General features: G+C 29.5%; 16 protein-coding genes and 1 other RNA gene. 16 read left to right on the top strand and 1 reads right to left on the bottom strand.

From position 1 onward, the window contains the following. Positions 1-97 precede the first annotated feature (97 nt). From mfd to murB, 4 genes are all read left to right on the top strand, one after another. Positions 98-3,649, top strand: coding sequence for a transcription-repair coupling factor (mfd, locus tag O5Y44_RS01245; RefSeq protein ID WP_271965074.1), 3,552 nt, complete (start codon positions 98-100; stop codon positions 3,647-3,649). Next, positions 3,642-4,205 carry a DNA-3-methyladenine glycosylase I gene (locus O5Y44_RS01240; protein WP_371465260.1) on the top strand — a complete coding sequence of 188 codons (564 nt, stop codon included), beginning with the start codon at positions 3,642-3,644 and terminating at the stop codon, positions 4,203-4,205. Before mfd ends, O5Y44_RS01240 begins: the two co-directional genes overlap by 8 nt. Positions 4,206-4,339: 134 nt before the next feature. Beyond that, positions 4,340-4,861, top strand: a complete 522-nt coding sequence (locus O5Y44_RS01235) for a GrpB family protein (RefSeq protein ID WP_371465258.1) — start codon at positions 4,340-4,342, stop codon at positions 4,859-4,861. Further along, entirely contained in the window at positions 4,854-5,756 is a 903-nt protein-coding gene (gene murB, locus O5Y44_RS01230) for a UDP-N-acetylmuramate dehydrogenase (protein WP_371465256.1), read from the top strand. Before O5Y44_RS01235 ends, murB begins: the two co-directional genes overlap by 8 nt. A 43-nt stretch (positions 5,757-5,799) precedes the next feature. Here the strand turns inward: murB and O5Y44_RS01225 are convergent, their stop codons facing one another. Further along, positions 5,800-7,047, bottom strand: coding sequence for a replication-associated recombination protein A (locus tag O5Y44_RS01225; protein WP_371465255.1), 1,248 nt, complete (start codon positions 7,045-7,047; stop codon positions 5,800-5,802). Positions 7,048-7,198: 151 nt separating this feature from the next. On the opposite strand from O5Y44_RS01225, the gene ssrA reads away from it, so the two are divergent. The 12 genes from ssrA (at position 7,199) to O5Y44_RS01165 (ending at position 16,406) form a co-directional block, all read left to right on the top strand. Continuing rightward, positions 7,199-7,555, top strand: a transfer-messenger RNA (tmRNA) gene (ssrA, locus tag O5Y44_RS01220). A gap of 226 nt (positions 7,556-7,781) precedes the next feature. Further along, the gene (locus O5Y44_RS01215; RefSeq protein WP_371465253.1) at positions 7,782-8,027 is read left to right on the top strand and encodes a hypothetical protein; all 246 of its coding nucleotides are present in this window, start codon (positions 7,782-7,784) and stop codon (positions 8,025-8,027) included. Positions 8,028-8,166: 139 nt separating this feature from the next. Further along, positions 8,167-8,886 carry an MBL fold metallo-hydrolase gene (locus O5Y44_RS01210; RefSeq protein ID WP_204644283.1) on the top strand — a complete coding sequence of 240 codons (720 nt, stop codon included), beginning with the start codon at positions 8,167-8,169 and terminating at the stop codon, positions 8,884-8,886. A 6-nt stretch (positions 8,887-8,892) separates the two neighbouring features. After that, complete coding sequence (locus O5Y44_RS01205; RefSeq protein WP_371465251.1) at positions 8,893-9,516, top strand: NfeD family protein; 624 nt, start codon at positions 8,893-8,895, stop codon at positions 9,514-9,516. Positions 9,517-9,537: 21 nt separating this feature from the next. Beyond that, on the top strand, positions 9,538-10,527 hold the full coding sequence (floA, locus tag O5Y44_RS01200; RefSeq protein ID WP_271986875.1) for a flotillin-like protein FloA: 990 nt from the start codon (positions 9,538-9,540) through the stop codon (positions 10,525-10,527). 23 nt (positions 10,528-10,550) lie between these two features. After that, a complete protein-coding gene (locus tag O5Y44_RS01195) occupies positions 10,551-11,030 on the top strand; it encodes a crotonobetainyl-CoA--carnitine CoA-transferase (RefSeq protein ID WP_271965085.1) in 480 nt (159 codons plus the stop codon). Next, the gene (locus O5Y44_RS01190) at positions 11,027-11,359 is read left to right on the top strand and encodes a hypothetical protein (protein ID WP_271965086.1); all 333 of its coding nucleotides are present in this window, start codon (positions 11,027-11,029) and stop codon (positions 11,357-11,359) included. The genes O5Y44_RS01195 and O5Y44_RS01190 overlap by 4 nt, the downstream gene beginning before the upstream one ends. A 17-nt stretch (positions 11,360-11,376) precedes the next feature. Beyond that, positions 11,377-11,925 carry a hypothetical protein gene (locus O5Y44_RS01185; RefSeq protein WP_271965087.1) on the top strand — a complete coding sequence of 183 codons (549 nt, stop codon included), beginning with the start codon at positions 11,377-11,379 and terminating at the stop codon, positions 11,923-11,925. A 60-nt stretch (positions 11,926-11,985) separates the two neighbouring features. Next, entirely contained in the window at positions 11,986-13,290 is a 1,305-nt protein-coding gene (locus O5Y44_RS01180; RefSeq protein ID WP_271965089.1) for a thymidine phosphorylase, read from the top strand. A 10-nt stretch (positions 13,291-13,300) separates the two neighbouring features. After that, entirely contained in the window at positions 13,301-13,939 is a 639-nt protein-coding gene (gene deoC / locus O5Y44_RS01175; protein ID WP_271965091.1) for a deoxyribose-phosphate aldolase, read from the top strand. Positions 13,940-14,199: 260 nt separating this feature from the next. Beyond that, complete coding sequence (locus tag O5Y44_RS01170) at positions 14,200-15,531, top strand: DEAD/DEAH box helicase (RefSeq protein WP_048803064.1); 1,332 nt, start codon at positions 14,200-14,202, stop codon at positions 15,529-15,531. Beyond that, positions 15,531-16,406 carry a deoxyribonuclease IV gene (locus O5Y44_RS01165; RefSeq protein ID WP_271965747.1) on the top strand — a complete coding sequence of 292 codons (876 nt, stop codon included), beginning with the start codon at positions 15,531-15,533 and terminating at the stop codon, positions 16,404-16,406. The genes O5Y44_RS01170 and O5Y44_RS01165 overlap by 1 nt, the downstream gene beginning before the upstream one ends. Positions 16,407-16,409 lie beyond the last annotated feature (3 nt).

Here is a 16,409-nt window from a genome sequence, read left to right as displayed (position 1 = left end):
ATAACCTTTGTGGAGTCTCGATAAAATCGATTTTTCTAAAATCGTGATTTTTCAGTCACTCCCTTTTTGCTGCTATTTGTTGTAGAAAGGAGCGTATATGATAAAAGATAGTCTTTTGGAAATTGTTAATTTACAATTTGAAAAAAAGAATAAAAATATAGGTGTATATGGACAAAATTTAACAACACGTGCTTTAGAAATATATAACGAATATAAAAATAGTGGCAAGACAATTGTAGTGTTATCACAAAGTAAAGCAGAAGCTGAAGAATTGTTCGCTATTCTAAATGATTTCGAAGGTGAAACATATATTTATCCAGAAATTGATATATTAAAACGCCATACTTCTAAAAGTAATGACTTGGTACAAAATTCTATTAAAGTTCTTGAAAATCTTGTACATAATATTCAAAGTATTATAATTGTACCGATTGAATCAATTTACAGAACTGTAAAAAATCCTAGTGATTTTAAAAATAATAGCTTTGAGATTAATGAAGATACTGTTATTAGTTTTGATGAATTACAGAAAAAACTAGTTAATATGGGGTATCGTCGTGTTGAAACTGTCGATGTGGTAGGAGAGTTTTCAAAAAGGGGGAGTATAGTTGATATCTTCAGCCCTTTAAGTGAGAAACCTATTAGGTTAGATTTTTTTGATGATGAGCTTGATAGTATGAGAACTTTTGATGAAATTACACAAAGATCGTTAGAAAAAATAGATAGTGCTGTTATTTATCCTACAAGTGATTTTTTCCTTACATCTGAAGAAAAAGATGTAGTTGTTGAGAGAATACTTACTAAGTTAAATGATAACAAATTAAGAGAAGAAGAAAATTACCAAGAAATTAGTACCTATCTTCAAGAAAAAATTGAAATTTATAAAGCAACTGGCGATTTTAGTGATTTAGAAAGTTTTTCAAATTTAGTTTATGAAAATACATATAGTATTGCCGACTATTTAACAGATGATATTATAGTTTTCTATGACAATTATCATAAAATCTTAGAGAAAATAGAAGGACTAAGAGAATACTTTTTAACAAGTCTTCAAGAGATGAATAGAAATTATATATATCAAGATGTAATAGATAATGTAGCTTTTGAAAAAATTCAAAACTTAGATGTAAGAAAATTCTATTTATCTACCTTAAAACTCAATGATAAGATTATAGAAAAAAACTACAATTTAGATATAATTGATTTGGCTTATTATTCAAGTGAAGAATATTTAGCTAAGGAAATACGTGAAAAATTAACGGATAATTATAAGGTAATTATTTCATTAAACACTCAAAAACAAAAAGATTATGTAGAAAAGGTACTATTCGATAATTATTTCTATGATGATATTTATTATGGTGTTAAAGAAGGGAAAATCTTTATCGATGTGAATAAGTATCATCTAAAAGGATTAGAGGATAGAAAGAATAAAATATTTTTACTTACCCCACGCGAACTTTTTACTGAAGAAGAGAGAAAAAAACGTCGAGTAAAATTTAAATATACTAACTCAGAAAAAATTAGAAATTACCAAGAACTAAATGTTGGTGATTATATCGTTCATGTTAGTCATGGGATAGGGTTATACGAAGGGATAGAGAATGTTGAAGTTGGTGGAGTATACAAAGACTTCTTGAAAATTATCTACGATGGTGGTGATATTATTTATGTGGACATAAATAATATGAACTATATCCAAAAATATACCGCGTCTACTGACAATAGAAAACCAGCATTAAATAAACTAGGAACAAAAAATTGGCAGAAGACTAAAAGTAGAGTCCGAAAAGAAATTGAGGATATATCTGAAGATCTTATTAAGTTATATATTAAACGTGAATTAAGTTCTGGATATGCGTATAGCTTAGATGGAAGTATGCAGTCTGAATTTGAAGCCGATTTTGCATATACACCAACGGATGATCAGGTGAAAGCTACTGAAGAAATTAAAAGGGATATGGAAAAACAACGTCCTATGGATAGACTTCTATGTGGAGATGTTGGTTTCGGTAAAACAGAGGTAGCGATGAGGGTTGCGTTTAAAGCAGTTACTGATAATAAGCAAGTTGCGGTATTAGTACCAACGACTCTTCTTGCTGAACAACACTACGATAATTTCGTAAGTAGATTTGCGAATTTCCCAGTAAATATAGAAGTAGTGAGTAGATTTAAATCTGCAAAAGATATTACTGAAATTTGTAAAAAACTTGAAGAAGGTAAAATAGATATTATTGTTGGAACTCATAAGCTATTAAATGACAAATTTAAATACAAAGATTTAGGTTTATTAATAATTGATGAAGAGCAACGTTTTGGAGTTAAACATAAAGAAAAAATAAAACATCTTAAAAATACAGTAGATGTTCTTACCCTTAGTGCAACTCCAATTCCTAGAACATTACATATGAGTTTAATAGGTATTAGGGATTTATCGGTGATTGAGACACCTCCAAGAGAACGTCAACCAATCCAAACTTTTGTGACAGCTCAAAATAAAATGGTTATAAAAGAAGCGGTTATGAATGAAATTAATCGTGGAGGGCAGGTGTTTTATGTTTATAATAGAGTAGAAACTATTGATGAAAAATATCTAGAGCTAAAACGATTATTGCCTGATATAAACATAGCGTATGCACATGGTAGAATGAGTCAAAGAGAACTTGAAAATATTATGTCTGACGTTATAGATAGAAAATATGATATGCTAATATCGACGACAATTATTGAGACAGGTATTGATATCTCTAATGTAAATACATTAATAGTTGAAGATGCCGATCGCTTTGGATTAAGTCAATTGTATCAACTTCGTGGACGAGTAGGTCGTAGTAGTAGAGAAGCCTATGCATACTTAATGTACGAACCGTTTAAGTCATTAACTGAGAACTCAGAGAAAAGGTTATCTGCGATCAAGAACTTTACTTCTTTAGGTAGTGGTTTTAAAATCGCTATGCAGGACTTATCTATTAGAGGGGCTGGAGATGTACTCGGCGGAAGACAACATGGTTTCATTGATTCAGTAGGTTATACATTGTATTCTCAAATGTTAGAACAAGAAATTCAAGAGAAAAAAGGAATTTTAGAACCGTTATTAGAACAAGATCGAACACAAGATGTTAGTTACTATGAAAATATAATTAAAGAAGCTACTCCGAAAATTAAGAAAGATATTTTTGAAGTCAAGACAGATGATCTAGAAATTAAACTTAACGTTGATGCATTTATTCCAAAAGAGTATATTACTAGTGATGCAGATAAAATAGATTTCTATAAGAGATTAAATAATGTAGTTAGTGATGAAGAGATTGATAGTATTGTAGAAGATCTAATTGATAGATTCTCTGATTTTGGAGAAGAAGTTAATAACTTAATAGATATATGTTATCTGAAAGTTATGGCGAAAAATACTATGGTGACTAGCATTAAAGAGTTAGCCAATAAAGTAGTTGTAACTTTTGATAAAGACATTATGAACAGTCTTAAAGGAAAAGAATTATTTACAGCTTTAACGCCGCATAAGGACACACGTATCATTGCAAAAGATGGATTCTTCCTTGAAATAGATAAAAAAGAAAGATATAACATTAGACGAATTAGAGAAATGTTAGCCTTAGTATATAATAATTTGGAGAAGAATGATGAATAAAAATAGATGCCCTTGGGCTGTAAATCCATTAGATATTGAATATCATGATAATGAATGGGGGAGAGAAACTCATAATGATCAAATGTTATTTGAATATCTAATACTAGAAGGAATGCAAGCTGGTTTAAGTTGGTCAATAATACTTAAGAAACGAGAAAATTTCAAACGTGCTTTTGATAATTTTGATTATAATATCTGTGCCAATTATACCGATGAATACTTAGAATCGTTAAGACAAGATGCTAGTATAATTAGAAATAAATTGAAAATATATTCTGTTAGAAAAAATGCTGTAGCATTTCTTAAGGTTCAAAAAGAATTTGGGAGTTTTGATAAGTATATCTGGGGATTTACAGATTATAAAAAAATCAACAACAAATTAGAAAGCTACAAAGATGCAGCAAGTGAATCGGAGTTATCTACTAGAATAAGTAAAGATCTGAAAAAAAGAGGATTTAGTTTTGTAGGAAGTACAATAATTTATAGCTATATGCAGGCTATTGGAATGATAAATGATCATGAAAAAGGATGTTTTTGTTATAAAGAATGTTGCTAAGAAATGTTATTAAATCGGTATTATGGAAAGTATTATAAATAAGAGAATTGTTCAAATTTAGATATAACTTTACTTTATAAGAAATACGGTCTATAATATATAAGTATGTTTAATTTTAAGATTGGATTTTATAAATGGATAAGAGAACTATTAAAATTGAAGAAATAGCAGACAATAAAATGTTTGTTGAAACATTTTTAGAAGAGATAAAAAAGATACAAGAAATTCCTAAAATGCCTAAATGTGAGTTTTTACATATTGGAGCTACGAGTAATACACAGGTATTAGGGGAAAAGATTGTTGATATACTTGTTGTTGTAGAAAATTTACATGAGATAACAACATTCGATGAAAAAAGACTAAATAATATCAGTTATCATAGAATAGCTCACAATGGTACAAAAGGTGTAATAAAATATGCTAGAATTATCGATTATCTAACAATGAGCTATGATGTTGTATTAAACGTTGTACAACGTGATACGGAAATACATAAAGATTTTATAAAAATTAAAGAAATTTTTAATGATGAAGTTTTAAAAAATGAATATAATTCATTTAAAAATAATAATAAAGAACTTTCGTTTAAAGATTATTCAACGAAAAAAGTAATATTTATAAATGATATGTTAAAAAGGATTGAAAATAATGATTAAAATAAAAAATATTGAGGAGATCATTCAAAATAGTGAAGTACTATATAATGAACCTTTAAGAAAATATAGTTTTACAAAAACGGGTGGAAACGCAGAAGTTTTAGTAAAATTAACAAACGAACAAGATTTACAAAATGTTATTAAATATAGCAACGAAAATAACATAGAACTAACTATTTTAGGAAATGGTTCAAATGTGTTAATATCAGATAATGGTATAGCAGGAATAGTAGCTATAACTAGCAATATGAACAAGATTGAATTATTAGATGATGATGTTATTTCTTGTTATGCGGGATTAACGTTAAAAGAACTTACAGACTTTTGTATTGAAAATAGCTTAACAAATCTTGAATTTTCATGTGGCATTCCAGGAAGTGTTGGTGGAGCAATCTTCATGAATGCTGGGGCATATGGCGGTGAGATGAAGGAAGTTGTTCAAAAAGTTGAAGTTTTCACTAAAGTTGGGGAAAAGAAAATCTACACAAATGAACAGATGGAATTTTCATATAGACATTCTGTAATTCAAGAAACTAAAGAAATTATTTCTAGAGTCTATTTCCAAATGAAAAAAGGAAATAAAGAAGAAATTATCTCTAAAGTAGAAGAATTAAATAAAATGCGCTCAGATAAACAACCTTTAGAATACCCTTCATGTGGTTCTGTGTTTAAACGACCAGAAGGATATTTCGCAGGGAAATTAATCCAAGATGCGGGGTTACAAGGATTAACTGTAGGTGGAGCGCAAGTTTCAAAAAAACATGCCGGATTTATGGTTAATATAGATTCAGCAACTTGTGAAGATTATAAAAACTTAATAAAAGAAGTTCAGAAAAAAGTTTTAGAAGATTCAGGTGTTGAACTTGAGTGTGAAGTTAAAATTTTAGGTGAATAATAAAGAAAGTGATTCGAATAATTTCGAATCACTTCTTTTCTTTTTATTTCATATTATCTATAAATTTTTTATATTGTGCAAGATTTTGTTCATTTTTATTATTAGTTTTTGGTGTATAAAATGATCTTCCTACTAAGTTATCAGGGAGATATTGTTGCTTAATATAGCCTGTGGGGTGGCTATGTGGATATTGATAACCAACACCACGATTAAGTTTATCAGCACCATAATAATGTGCATCTCTAAGGTGATCAGGAATAATAAATTTTGGATTTGTCTTTGTTTCATGTAGTGCATTGTCAATTGCCATATAAGCACTATTAGATTTTAATGAAAGAGCTAGTTGAATAACAGCGTTGGCTAATGGTATTCTAGCTTCGGGTAATCCAAGCATCTTCGCACTTTCAATAGCAGCATGAACAAAAGGCCCGATATTTGGATTAGCAAGACCGATATCTTCATAAGCTATAACACTCATTCTTCTATAGATAGTGTCTAAATCACCACTATCTATCAGTAGTGCTAAATAGTATAGTGCAGCATCAACATCACTTCCACGTATAGACTTTTGAAAAGCGCTAATAATATCATAAAAAGCATCACCATCTTTATCATAGGCTTTGAATTTTCCTAGAGATAAGTTTAATAGTTTCTCTTTTGTAATAATTTCACCTTCATTTGATAAATTATATAAAATTTCAAAAGTGTTTAAAGAGAATCTCAAATCACCCGAAGAGTTTAAAGAGATTGTTTTAAATACATCATCTTCTATTTTTAACTCTTTGGGAAATATTTCTTTATTATTTGATATTTTTTTTAGATATTCATAAATATCTTCATTTGAAACTTGTTGTAATTCAAAAATAATTAGACGTGATCTAATCGCAGGATTTACCGTATGATATGGATTATTTGTTGTACATCCAATAACGTATATATTATCAAATTCTATTTCAGGAAGTAGAATATCTTGCATAGGTTTAGTTAATCTATGAAATTCATCAAGTAGTAATATTACTTTTTTAAACCTTTTAGATTCTTCTATTACTGCAGTTAAATCCTTCTTAGTACAATTTACAGCATTTAATATTTTAAATTTATAGTCTAGTTCATTAGCTAAGGCATTAGCGATTGAAGTTTTTCCTGTTCCAGGGGGACCATATAAAATAAACGAGAACATTTTTTTACTTTCTACTATCTTAGAGAGAACTTTTCCATCTCCAATTAAATGATGTTGACCAATAATATCACTAATTTTATTAGGTCGTAATTTATTTATAAGTGTTTCCATGGTACCTCCTTAGTTTATATTTTATAATATAAATTATATCATAATTGAATTGGTTGTTGTTAGTAAGTTTAATTAGTAGTGGTATTGTATTAGAAAATAATAAAATTTTACATAATATCAATTTTATGGTAAAATATAATAATCACAATTAGGGGATGTTTAGGATTCGACAGGGATACTAGTCTTCTTGGTGGCATGTAGGAGGGTTGTCTCCTTTAACAACACATCAGTTAAATATAACTGGCGAAAAAACAAATTACGCTTTAGCAGCTTAATAAGCTAAAGGCTGATTACTTTGTTTGACTGTGACAAAGCTAATCGGTTCATTCTTAGCAGTCTACGATTTTTTTCTTCCGTTTGTAGAAAAAAATAAGAGATTAATCAAGCTCGTTTTTCATTGCCTGTTTATCGGCTTAAGTGGAGAATTAAATTCAATAGGTAAACTAAACATGTAGAAGCTAAGGGGAGGTATTTTTGGACGCGGGTTCAAATCCCGCCATCTCCATACTATTGAGATTAATCTCAAATAAAAAATACACAGTTAGAAACTGTGTCAACGAGACTTGAAATCTTTAAAATAAAGATTTATGAGTCTCTTTTTTTATATCTTAATAATATGTTAATTCGACAAATTTTATTACAAAAATCTAATTGTAATCGCTTGAAATATATATATATATATATTATAATATTAATATAGAGATAATAATAAATTACCAAAAGGGGAGGTGATTATGATGAAATTATTAACAATGTTTAAATTTACTAATTTAGAGAATCAAGATGAAGTTTATGAAGGCGGAGTAATTTCTATTCTTTTAGCAATAGGTAGACATTTATGGGTGGGTCTAGCTAATATTGTTAAAGCACTAGGGTATGCTTATTATCTATTGATTTGGCTGATATATGTAGTAGCAGTAATAGTAGGAGTAGGGTTTATTTTCTATTATTTGTATCTCGTTGGATTAGCTCTATTTTAGTAAAAAAATTTTTTTAAAAAAACAGCTGTAACTAGAATTTGTAAAGGTTTTAGTTGCAGCTGTTTATTTAGTAATGTTGGTTTGTAAATAGTTATTAGGTATGCTATAATGTAACTATAATCAAAAGGAAGTAAAAAGGATGCTAATTAAATTTTCAGATAGATTTTATTATACAAAACAACGATATATGTATTTAGAACCGACACTTGGTTATTTAAAAGGTGAATATTTTTCTGTAATGTTAGATTCTGGAAATGGACCTACACAAGTTGAGAATTTTCTAAAGGAATTAAAGGAAAATGACCTGCCGATGCCAAGTTATGTAATATTGACCCATCATCACTGGGATCATAGCTTTGGAGCGGCCTATCTAGATATTCCAGTAATCTCTACAGATAGAGCTAGAGACTCTTTAATTGAGTTATCGCAACTTAAGTGGGATGATGAGAGTCTTTACCAAAGGGTAAAAGATGGAACTGAAATAAAATATAGTGCGGATGTAATAAAAAGAGTTTATGAAAATAATGAAATAAAAATTAGAATACCAGATATGCCAAAAATGGCTGATTTCAATTTGAATCTTGGTGGAGTTAAAATAAATTGTATATATAATGATAACTCACATTCTAATGATGCATTTTTAATTTATATTCCAGAGGAAAAACTATTGTTTTTAGGAGATAGTCATGCTAAAAACTATTATACTAAACCGATGGCATATAATAAGCAGAAGCTCCGTGATTATATAGATAGAATAACAATTCTTGATTTTGAATATGCTGTTCCTGGTCATGGTAATATATTTACGAGAGAGGAATTGTTAGATTATCTTGAAAAAGAATATACAAAAATGAGGTGATTACATATGAATTTAATGATGTCTCTCGATTGGATTCTTTTAATTACTATGTCATTAACTTTCTGTCAGCAATTATTCTCAAAGAAATTTAATCTATTTGGAATATTGTCAATAGTCAGTTTAGCGACATACATTGCCTTACATTCCTATTCTACAGGACTTAGTATTTTTGTTCTATTGCTGTTCATTGGAGGACTTTGTTTAATAGGACTTGAAATGTTTGTCCCAGGAGGAATAGTGGGCACTGTAGGTATCATTACCGTAGTATATGCAATAATTTATGTAAATAAATCAACATATTATATTGCATTTATCTTAATAGTTTCTCTAATACTTGCAGTTATGCTGTATTATGTAAATAGGAGTATTTTTCATAAAAAGTTGGTTTTTCTAGATAGACTTGTATTAACTGATGCTATCTCAACAGAAGATGGCTATGTAGCAAGTGAAAGTAGATTAGAACTTATAGGTAAGAAACTTCGAGCATATACAGATTTACGTCCGGCAGGAGTCGCTGTATTTGGCGATGAAAAATTGGATGTAGTTACTGATGGAGACTTTATAGAAAAAGGTAATGAAATTGAAATTATACGTGTTGAAGGAATGCGTATAGTAGTTAAAAAAATATAAATATTTTAAGGAGGTAGTATTATGCCAGAATTAATTTTCTCAGGTATTATCGTCATAGTAGTACTTATTGTACTATCGATATTCTTTACTTTCTTTCCACTTGGTCTTTGGATTAGTGCGATTGCCGCAGGCGTTAAGGTAAGTATCTTCACACTTGTTGGTATGAGATTAAGACGTGTTATACCAAGTAGAGTAATAAATCCAATGATTAAAGCTCACAAAGCAGGGTTAGCTGTTACTATTAATCAATTGGAAAGTCACTATTTAGCAGGGGGGAATGTGGATAGAGTAATTAATGCTCTAATTGCAGCTCACAGAGCTAATATTGTAAGTTTAACTTTTGAACGTTGTGCAGCTATTGACTTAGCAGGACGTGATGTTCTTCAAGCAGTTCAAATGAGTGTTAATCCGAAAGTTATTGAAACTCCATATATCGCTGGGGTTGCAATTAACGGTATCGAAGTTAAAGCGAAAGCTAGAATCACGGTTCGTGCAAACATTGAACGTTTAGTAGGGGGAGCTGGAGAAGAAACAGTTATCGCCCGTGTAGGTGAAGGTATCGTTTCAACAATCGGTTCTTCAGAGTCACACACTGTAGTTTTAGAAAATCCTGATCGTATTTCTAAAACAATCTTAGACAAAGGTTTAGATGCAGGTACTGCATTTGAAATCTTATCGATTGATATTTTGGATGTTGACATCGGTCAAAATATCGGAGCAAACTTACAAACTGAGCAAGCTATTGCTGACAAAAACATTGCACAAGCTAAAGCCGAACAACGTCGTGCGATGGCAGTTGCAGCTGAACAGGAAATGAAAGCTAGAATTCAAGAGATGCGTGCAAAAGTAGTAGAAGCAGAAGCAGAACTACCACTTGCTATGGCTAAAGCTTTCCAACAAGGTAATCTAGGTATTATGGATTATATGAATTATAAAAATCTAGAAGCTGATACAGGTATGAGAGATTCAATTAAACGTATGTCACAACCTGAAACAGGAGCGGGTAAATAATTAGATAAAAAGGAGGATGTGAAATGTCATTTTTAATTTTCGCAGCACCAATAACATTTATCATAATTTTTGCTATTTTCGTAATTGTTTTTGCTTCTGACAGTAAAAGATACAGAAAAAATTTAGATAATTCAAAACAAATGGAATTAGACAATGCTCGATCACAGGCTTTAAAAGCTGTCGAAGAGATGAAAAGAATTAAAGAAGCTGCTGATAAAGACTCTAATGCTTTAAGAAATAGACAAAGTTCATTAAGTGATCAGCAAGTGTATGAAGAAGATATTTATGAACAACAAGTTGATAGTCCATCTATAAATAAATATCAACAATATTATAATGAAAATTATAATAGAGGTAAAAATAAATTTTCAATGCAAAGGAATTTCGATAACACTAATGTTGTTCAAGAAAATTCAAAAAAATTAGAGTTTACACAAGAAAATATAGTTCGTGGATTGATTGCTAACGAGTATCTTAATAAGAATTCTAGGAGGGGAAGATGAGTAGTTTATATATCCCGTTAATCTTTCTATTAGTTTCATTTATTATTGATAAAGTAAGAGAAAATAATAAAACTAAAGAAAATCCTGGTAAGAAAGCTAAGAAAAGGAAGACAAAGGTAAAAAATACCACGTCTAAAAGTCAACAGCAAAAAGAAAATCCCGTAATAAATCAGCAAACTCTAACTCGTAAATCTTTTGAGAAAAAACAAAGAGTTATAGTAGATAGAGAAAAAGAAATATTTTCAAATTCTTTAACTTTTGATAAAGAAAAAGTTGTTAATGATATAATTTTTTCAGAGATTCTGTCTAAACCGAAGAGTAAAAGATAATAAATAGGAGGTATAAGATGAAAAAATCATTTAACTATATTAGTTATTGTATCTATTCATTTATGCCTCTTTATTTTGTTTTACTTATTTATACCTTTGTAAAACAAGATTTGGAAGATCTTTTATTGAGTACAATATTAATAATAATTTCTATATTCTCTCTAATAATTCAAAATGGTAGTAAACCTACAAATATATTCGTTTGCAGCAAGAAAGAAATCTTTAAACAAAGAGGCATAGATTACTATTATTTAGTTTTGATGATAATTATTACATTCTTAATTATAAATCAAAAAGTACAATTAATTTTTAAAATAGCTATACTTGTATTTATCTTTTATCTATTATTTTGTATGTTGTTTAAGTACAAAAATTATACATTAATATTATTAGGCTACAAAATGTATTTGATTCGTGATAAAATAGTATATAGTAAAAAAGATCAAAAAGAATTATATAAAATATTGAAAGATAAGAAAAGTTTGCAGATATTAGAAATCTCTAATAACATATATATAGAAAATGAAAAGTATGGTATGACAAATTTTTATTGTAATGATTTCTAGACGAATTAACTAATACTGTAAAGTTTATTTTAATTAAATCAATAAATAAGGAGATTAGCTATGAGAGTTGTTGATATCATAGATAAAAAGAAAAAAAATAATGAGCTAACTAAAGCTGAAATAGAGTTTTTACTGGACGGATATCTTTCGGGTAAAGTTCCGGATTATCAGATGAGTTCATTTTTAATGTCGGTATATTTTAATAATATGACTAAAGATGAGCTTACAAACTTTACATTAACAATGAGAGATTCGGGGGATACTATTTTCTTTGATGATTTAGACCACTATTTAGTTGATAAACACTCTACTGGAGGTGTTGGAGACAAAGTAACAGTTGTATTAGGACCAATTCTATCAGCTGTAGGAATGGCTACAACTAAACTTTCAGGTAAAGGTCTAGGTCATACAGGAGGGACAATAGATAAATTTGAGTCTATTAGAAACTTTAAATTTAGTACAACAAAAGAGGAATTAGTAGAAGTTGCTAGTAAAACTGGAGTTGGATTAATGGGGTATAGTGATAATATTGTTCCGTTAGATAAAAAAATATATGCCTTACGTGATGTTACTGCAACAGTTGATAGTATTCCATTAATCGCTAGTAGTATTATGAGTAAAAAATTAGCTATTCAATCAGATTTAATTATTCTTGATGTTAAAGTTGGTGATGGTGCCTTCATGAAAACTATTGAAGATGCTAGGGAACTGTCACGTCGAATGGTAGAAATCGGTAATAGTGTTGGAAGAAAAACGATAGCAGTACTAACTAACATGGAAGAACCATTAGGTTATAATATTGGTAATGCTAATGAAATAATTGAAGGTATAGAGGCTTTAAAAGGAAATTGGTCAAGTGATCTTAAGGAAGTTGTATATGAAATTGTTTATTTAGCGTTAAAACATAAAGGCGAAGTGAAGACATTCGAAGAAGCTAGTGAAAAAATAGATGAAGTTATTAATAATGGTAGTGCGTTAGACTTATTAAAACAGTTTATAGAACTTAGTGGTGGAGACGGTGAAGTCGTGAATAATTATGAGTTATTACCAACACCGAAATCAGTATTAGAAGTATTTGCGCATGAAGATGGATATGTTACTAAAATTAAAGCCGAAGAAGTAGGTAAAGCAGCTATGGTAATAGGAGCAGGTCGTGCGACAAAAGAAGATGAAGTAGATCATGCTGTAGGAATAGAGCTTAAGAAAAAAGTAGGAGATAAGGTAGAAAAAGGTGATCTTATCGCTGAAATTTATTACAATGATGATAAGAATGTAGAATCTAGTAAAAATATGTTATTAGATGCTTATGTTATCGGAAATGAAAAAATAGAAAATATTAAAAATATATTAGAAATAATAGAATAGAGGTAAAAAAATGGGATTAAATAAATATATTGATCATACAATTTTAAAAGCTACGGCAAGTAGTGCCGATGTCCAAAAGTTATGTGAAGAAGCTATTGAACATGAATTTTATAGTGTTTGTGTTAATGGTTGTTACGTTGCGGATGCTAAACATCTTTTACAAGGTACTGATGTTAAAGTAGCGGCAGTTGTTGGATTTCCATTAGGAGCAATGACAACAACATCAAAAGTTTTTGAAGCAAAAGAAGCAATCGAAAACGGTGCAAGTGAAATAGATATGGTTATTAATGTTGCAAAATTAAAAGATGGTGAGTTTGATTACGTAGAGAATGAAATTCGACTAATTAAAGAAGCGATTGGTAATAATGTCTTGAAAGTTATTATCGAAACATGTTATTTAACTGATGAAGAAAAAGTTAAAGCTTGTGAATTGTCACTAGTTGCCAAAGCTGATTTTGTAAAAACATCAACAGGATTTGGAACTGGTGGTGCAACTTATGAAGATGTAAAATTAATGAAATCTGTAGTCGGAGATAATGCTAAAGTTAAGGCGAGTGGTGGAGTTAGAGATAAAGAAACTGCTCAAAAATATGTTGATTTAGGAGCTGAAAGGTTAGGAACAAGCTCAGGAATTGAGATAGTAAAATAATATTATTAAGTAGTTCAGAAGATTGTAAAATATTTTCTGAATTACTTTTTTATTTTCAGGAGGAAAATATATATAGAAAACGAATAATAGGCAATAATACGGTGTTTTTTATAGCTAAATCTATGTATTTATAGTATAATAAAGGGTGGTTTATTATAACGTGAAATATAAAAAGTTATTTTCAATCATTTCATGTGTGAAATTGAAGATGGGGAAAACTCCCATATATTTAGATAGAAAAATCATAAAGGAGATTTTAAATGTTACCAAAGTCATTTGAACAATATAAATTTAATGAATTTGTAAATAAGGCAGTAATAGATTTAGGGTTTGATAATCCTACAAAAATTCAAGAGAGAGTATTTTCACCAGTTTTAAAAGGAAAAAACATAGTAGCTAAATCACAAACAGGAAGTGGAAAAAGTCATTCTTTCTTACTACCAATTTTTAGCAAATTAGATGTAGCTAAGAAAAAAACACAAAGTATTATTTTAGCTCCAACTAGAGAACTGTCAAGACAACTATATGATATGGCATTACATATTGCTAGTTTTTCTGAAGAAGATATTAAAATAACATTATGTATTGGTGGTCAAGATTTAAATAGAGATATAGAGAGAGTATCTAATGCGCCACATATTATTATTGGTACACCAACACGTGTATTAGAGTTAGATAGAGCGAGTGCTTTAGCAATTAAAGAAGTAGAAAGTCTTGTAATCGATGAATGTGATATGATGATCGATTTAGGATTCATGGAAGATGTTGATAAAATTTCTAAAAGAGCAGCAGAAAACTGTCAATTTCTAGTATTCTCAGCAACTATTCCAACTCAAATGAATCACTTCTTGAAGAAATATTTAAAAAATGCTCAATATATCGAAGTTGATAACGCTAAATTCGGTAAAATTGAATATATTTTAATACCAGAAAAGAGTTCATCTCGATTAGAAAAATTACATGAAATCACTACAGTTATTAATCCTTATTTAGCTCTTATCTTTGCTAATAAGAAAACTGAGGTAGAGGAAGTAAGTAGCTATTTAATTTCTAAAGGATTAAATGTAGGAGTACTTCACGGAGATTTAACACCACGTGAACGTAAGCAAATGCAAAGAAGAATTAATAATCTAGATTTCACCTATGTTGTAGCTAGTGATTTAATGAGTCGTGGGATTGATATTGAAGGAGTAAGTCATGTAATTAACTACAATATTCCTAATGACTTAGACTTCTTTATCCACAGAGCAGGGCGTACAGGGCGTGCTGGATTAAGCGGTGACTGTATTACAATTTATAATAATAAAGATGAAGAAAAATTACAAGATTTAGAAAAACGTGGTATTGAATTTAATCACCAAGATATTAGAAATGGTGAGTTTGTTGAAGCTAAAGACAGAAACAAACGTCAAAGTAGAAAGAAAGTCGTAGCTGACCATAACTTAACTGAGAAACTGAAATCAAAAGTAAAAGTTTCTAAAAAAGTTAAACCAGGTTATAAGAAAAAATATAAATATAAAATGGATAAACTTAAACAAAAAGAAAGAAGAAAATTTGCTAAACGTAGTAACAAAGCAAACAGAGGTAAGTAATGAAGAACTTGAAAATTGGATCTCATGTATCAATGTCAGGAAAAGAAATGATGCTAGGCTCTGTAAAAGAAGCGGCTAGTTATAATAGTGATACATTTATGATTTATACAGGTGCTCCTCAAAATACAAGAAGAAAACCTATTGAAGAATTGAGAATCGAAGAAGCGCATAAATTAATGAAAGAAAAAAATATTAGTGATATAGTAGTGCATGCACCTTATATTATTAATTTAGCAAATACAGTAAAACCAGAAATCTATCAGCTTGCAGTTGATTTCTTAAGATTAGAAATTGAAAGAACTGAAAAAATTGGTGCTAAGAATATTGTTCTTCACCCAGGATCACACGTCAAAGCAGGTGCTGATGTTGGGATAGCAAGTATCGTTAAAGGTTTAAACGAGGTGCTAACAAAAGATATGAAACCTAATATTGCCTTGGAAGTTATGGCTGGTAAAGGTAGTGAATGTGGAAGAACTTTTGATGAAATTGCACAAATTATTGATGGAGTTACTTTAAACGAAAAATTAACAGTAACTTTTGATACTTGTCATGTATTTGAAGGTGGATACGATATTGTTAATGATTTAGATGGTGTTCTTACTGAATTTGATAAAATAGTGGGATTAGATAGGATTCAAGTGCTTCATATTAATGATAGTAAAAATACATTAGGTGCACATAAAGATCGTCATGAAAATATCGGATACGGTGGAATTGGATTCGATACGATAAATAGAATTGTTCATTTAGATGAATTTGCAAATATTCCTAAAATTTTAGAGACTCCTTGGTATGGAGAAAAGAAAGACATTGCACCTTATAAAGATGAAATTGAAATGTTAAGAAACAAGACGTTTGTGGACTTTAAAAAATAGACT

Source organism: Gemella sp. 27098_8_155 (genome assembly GCF_041433725.1).
Lineage (GTDB): Bacteria > Bacillota > Bacilli > Staphylococcales > Gemellaceae > Gemella > Gemella haemolysans_D.
The sequence above is the reverse complement of the archived record's forward strand: the minus strand, read 5'-3'. Positions and strand labels throughout refer to the sequence as shown.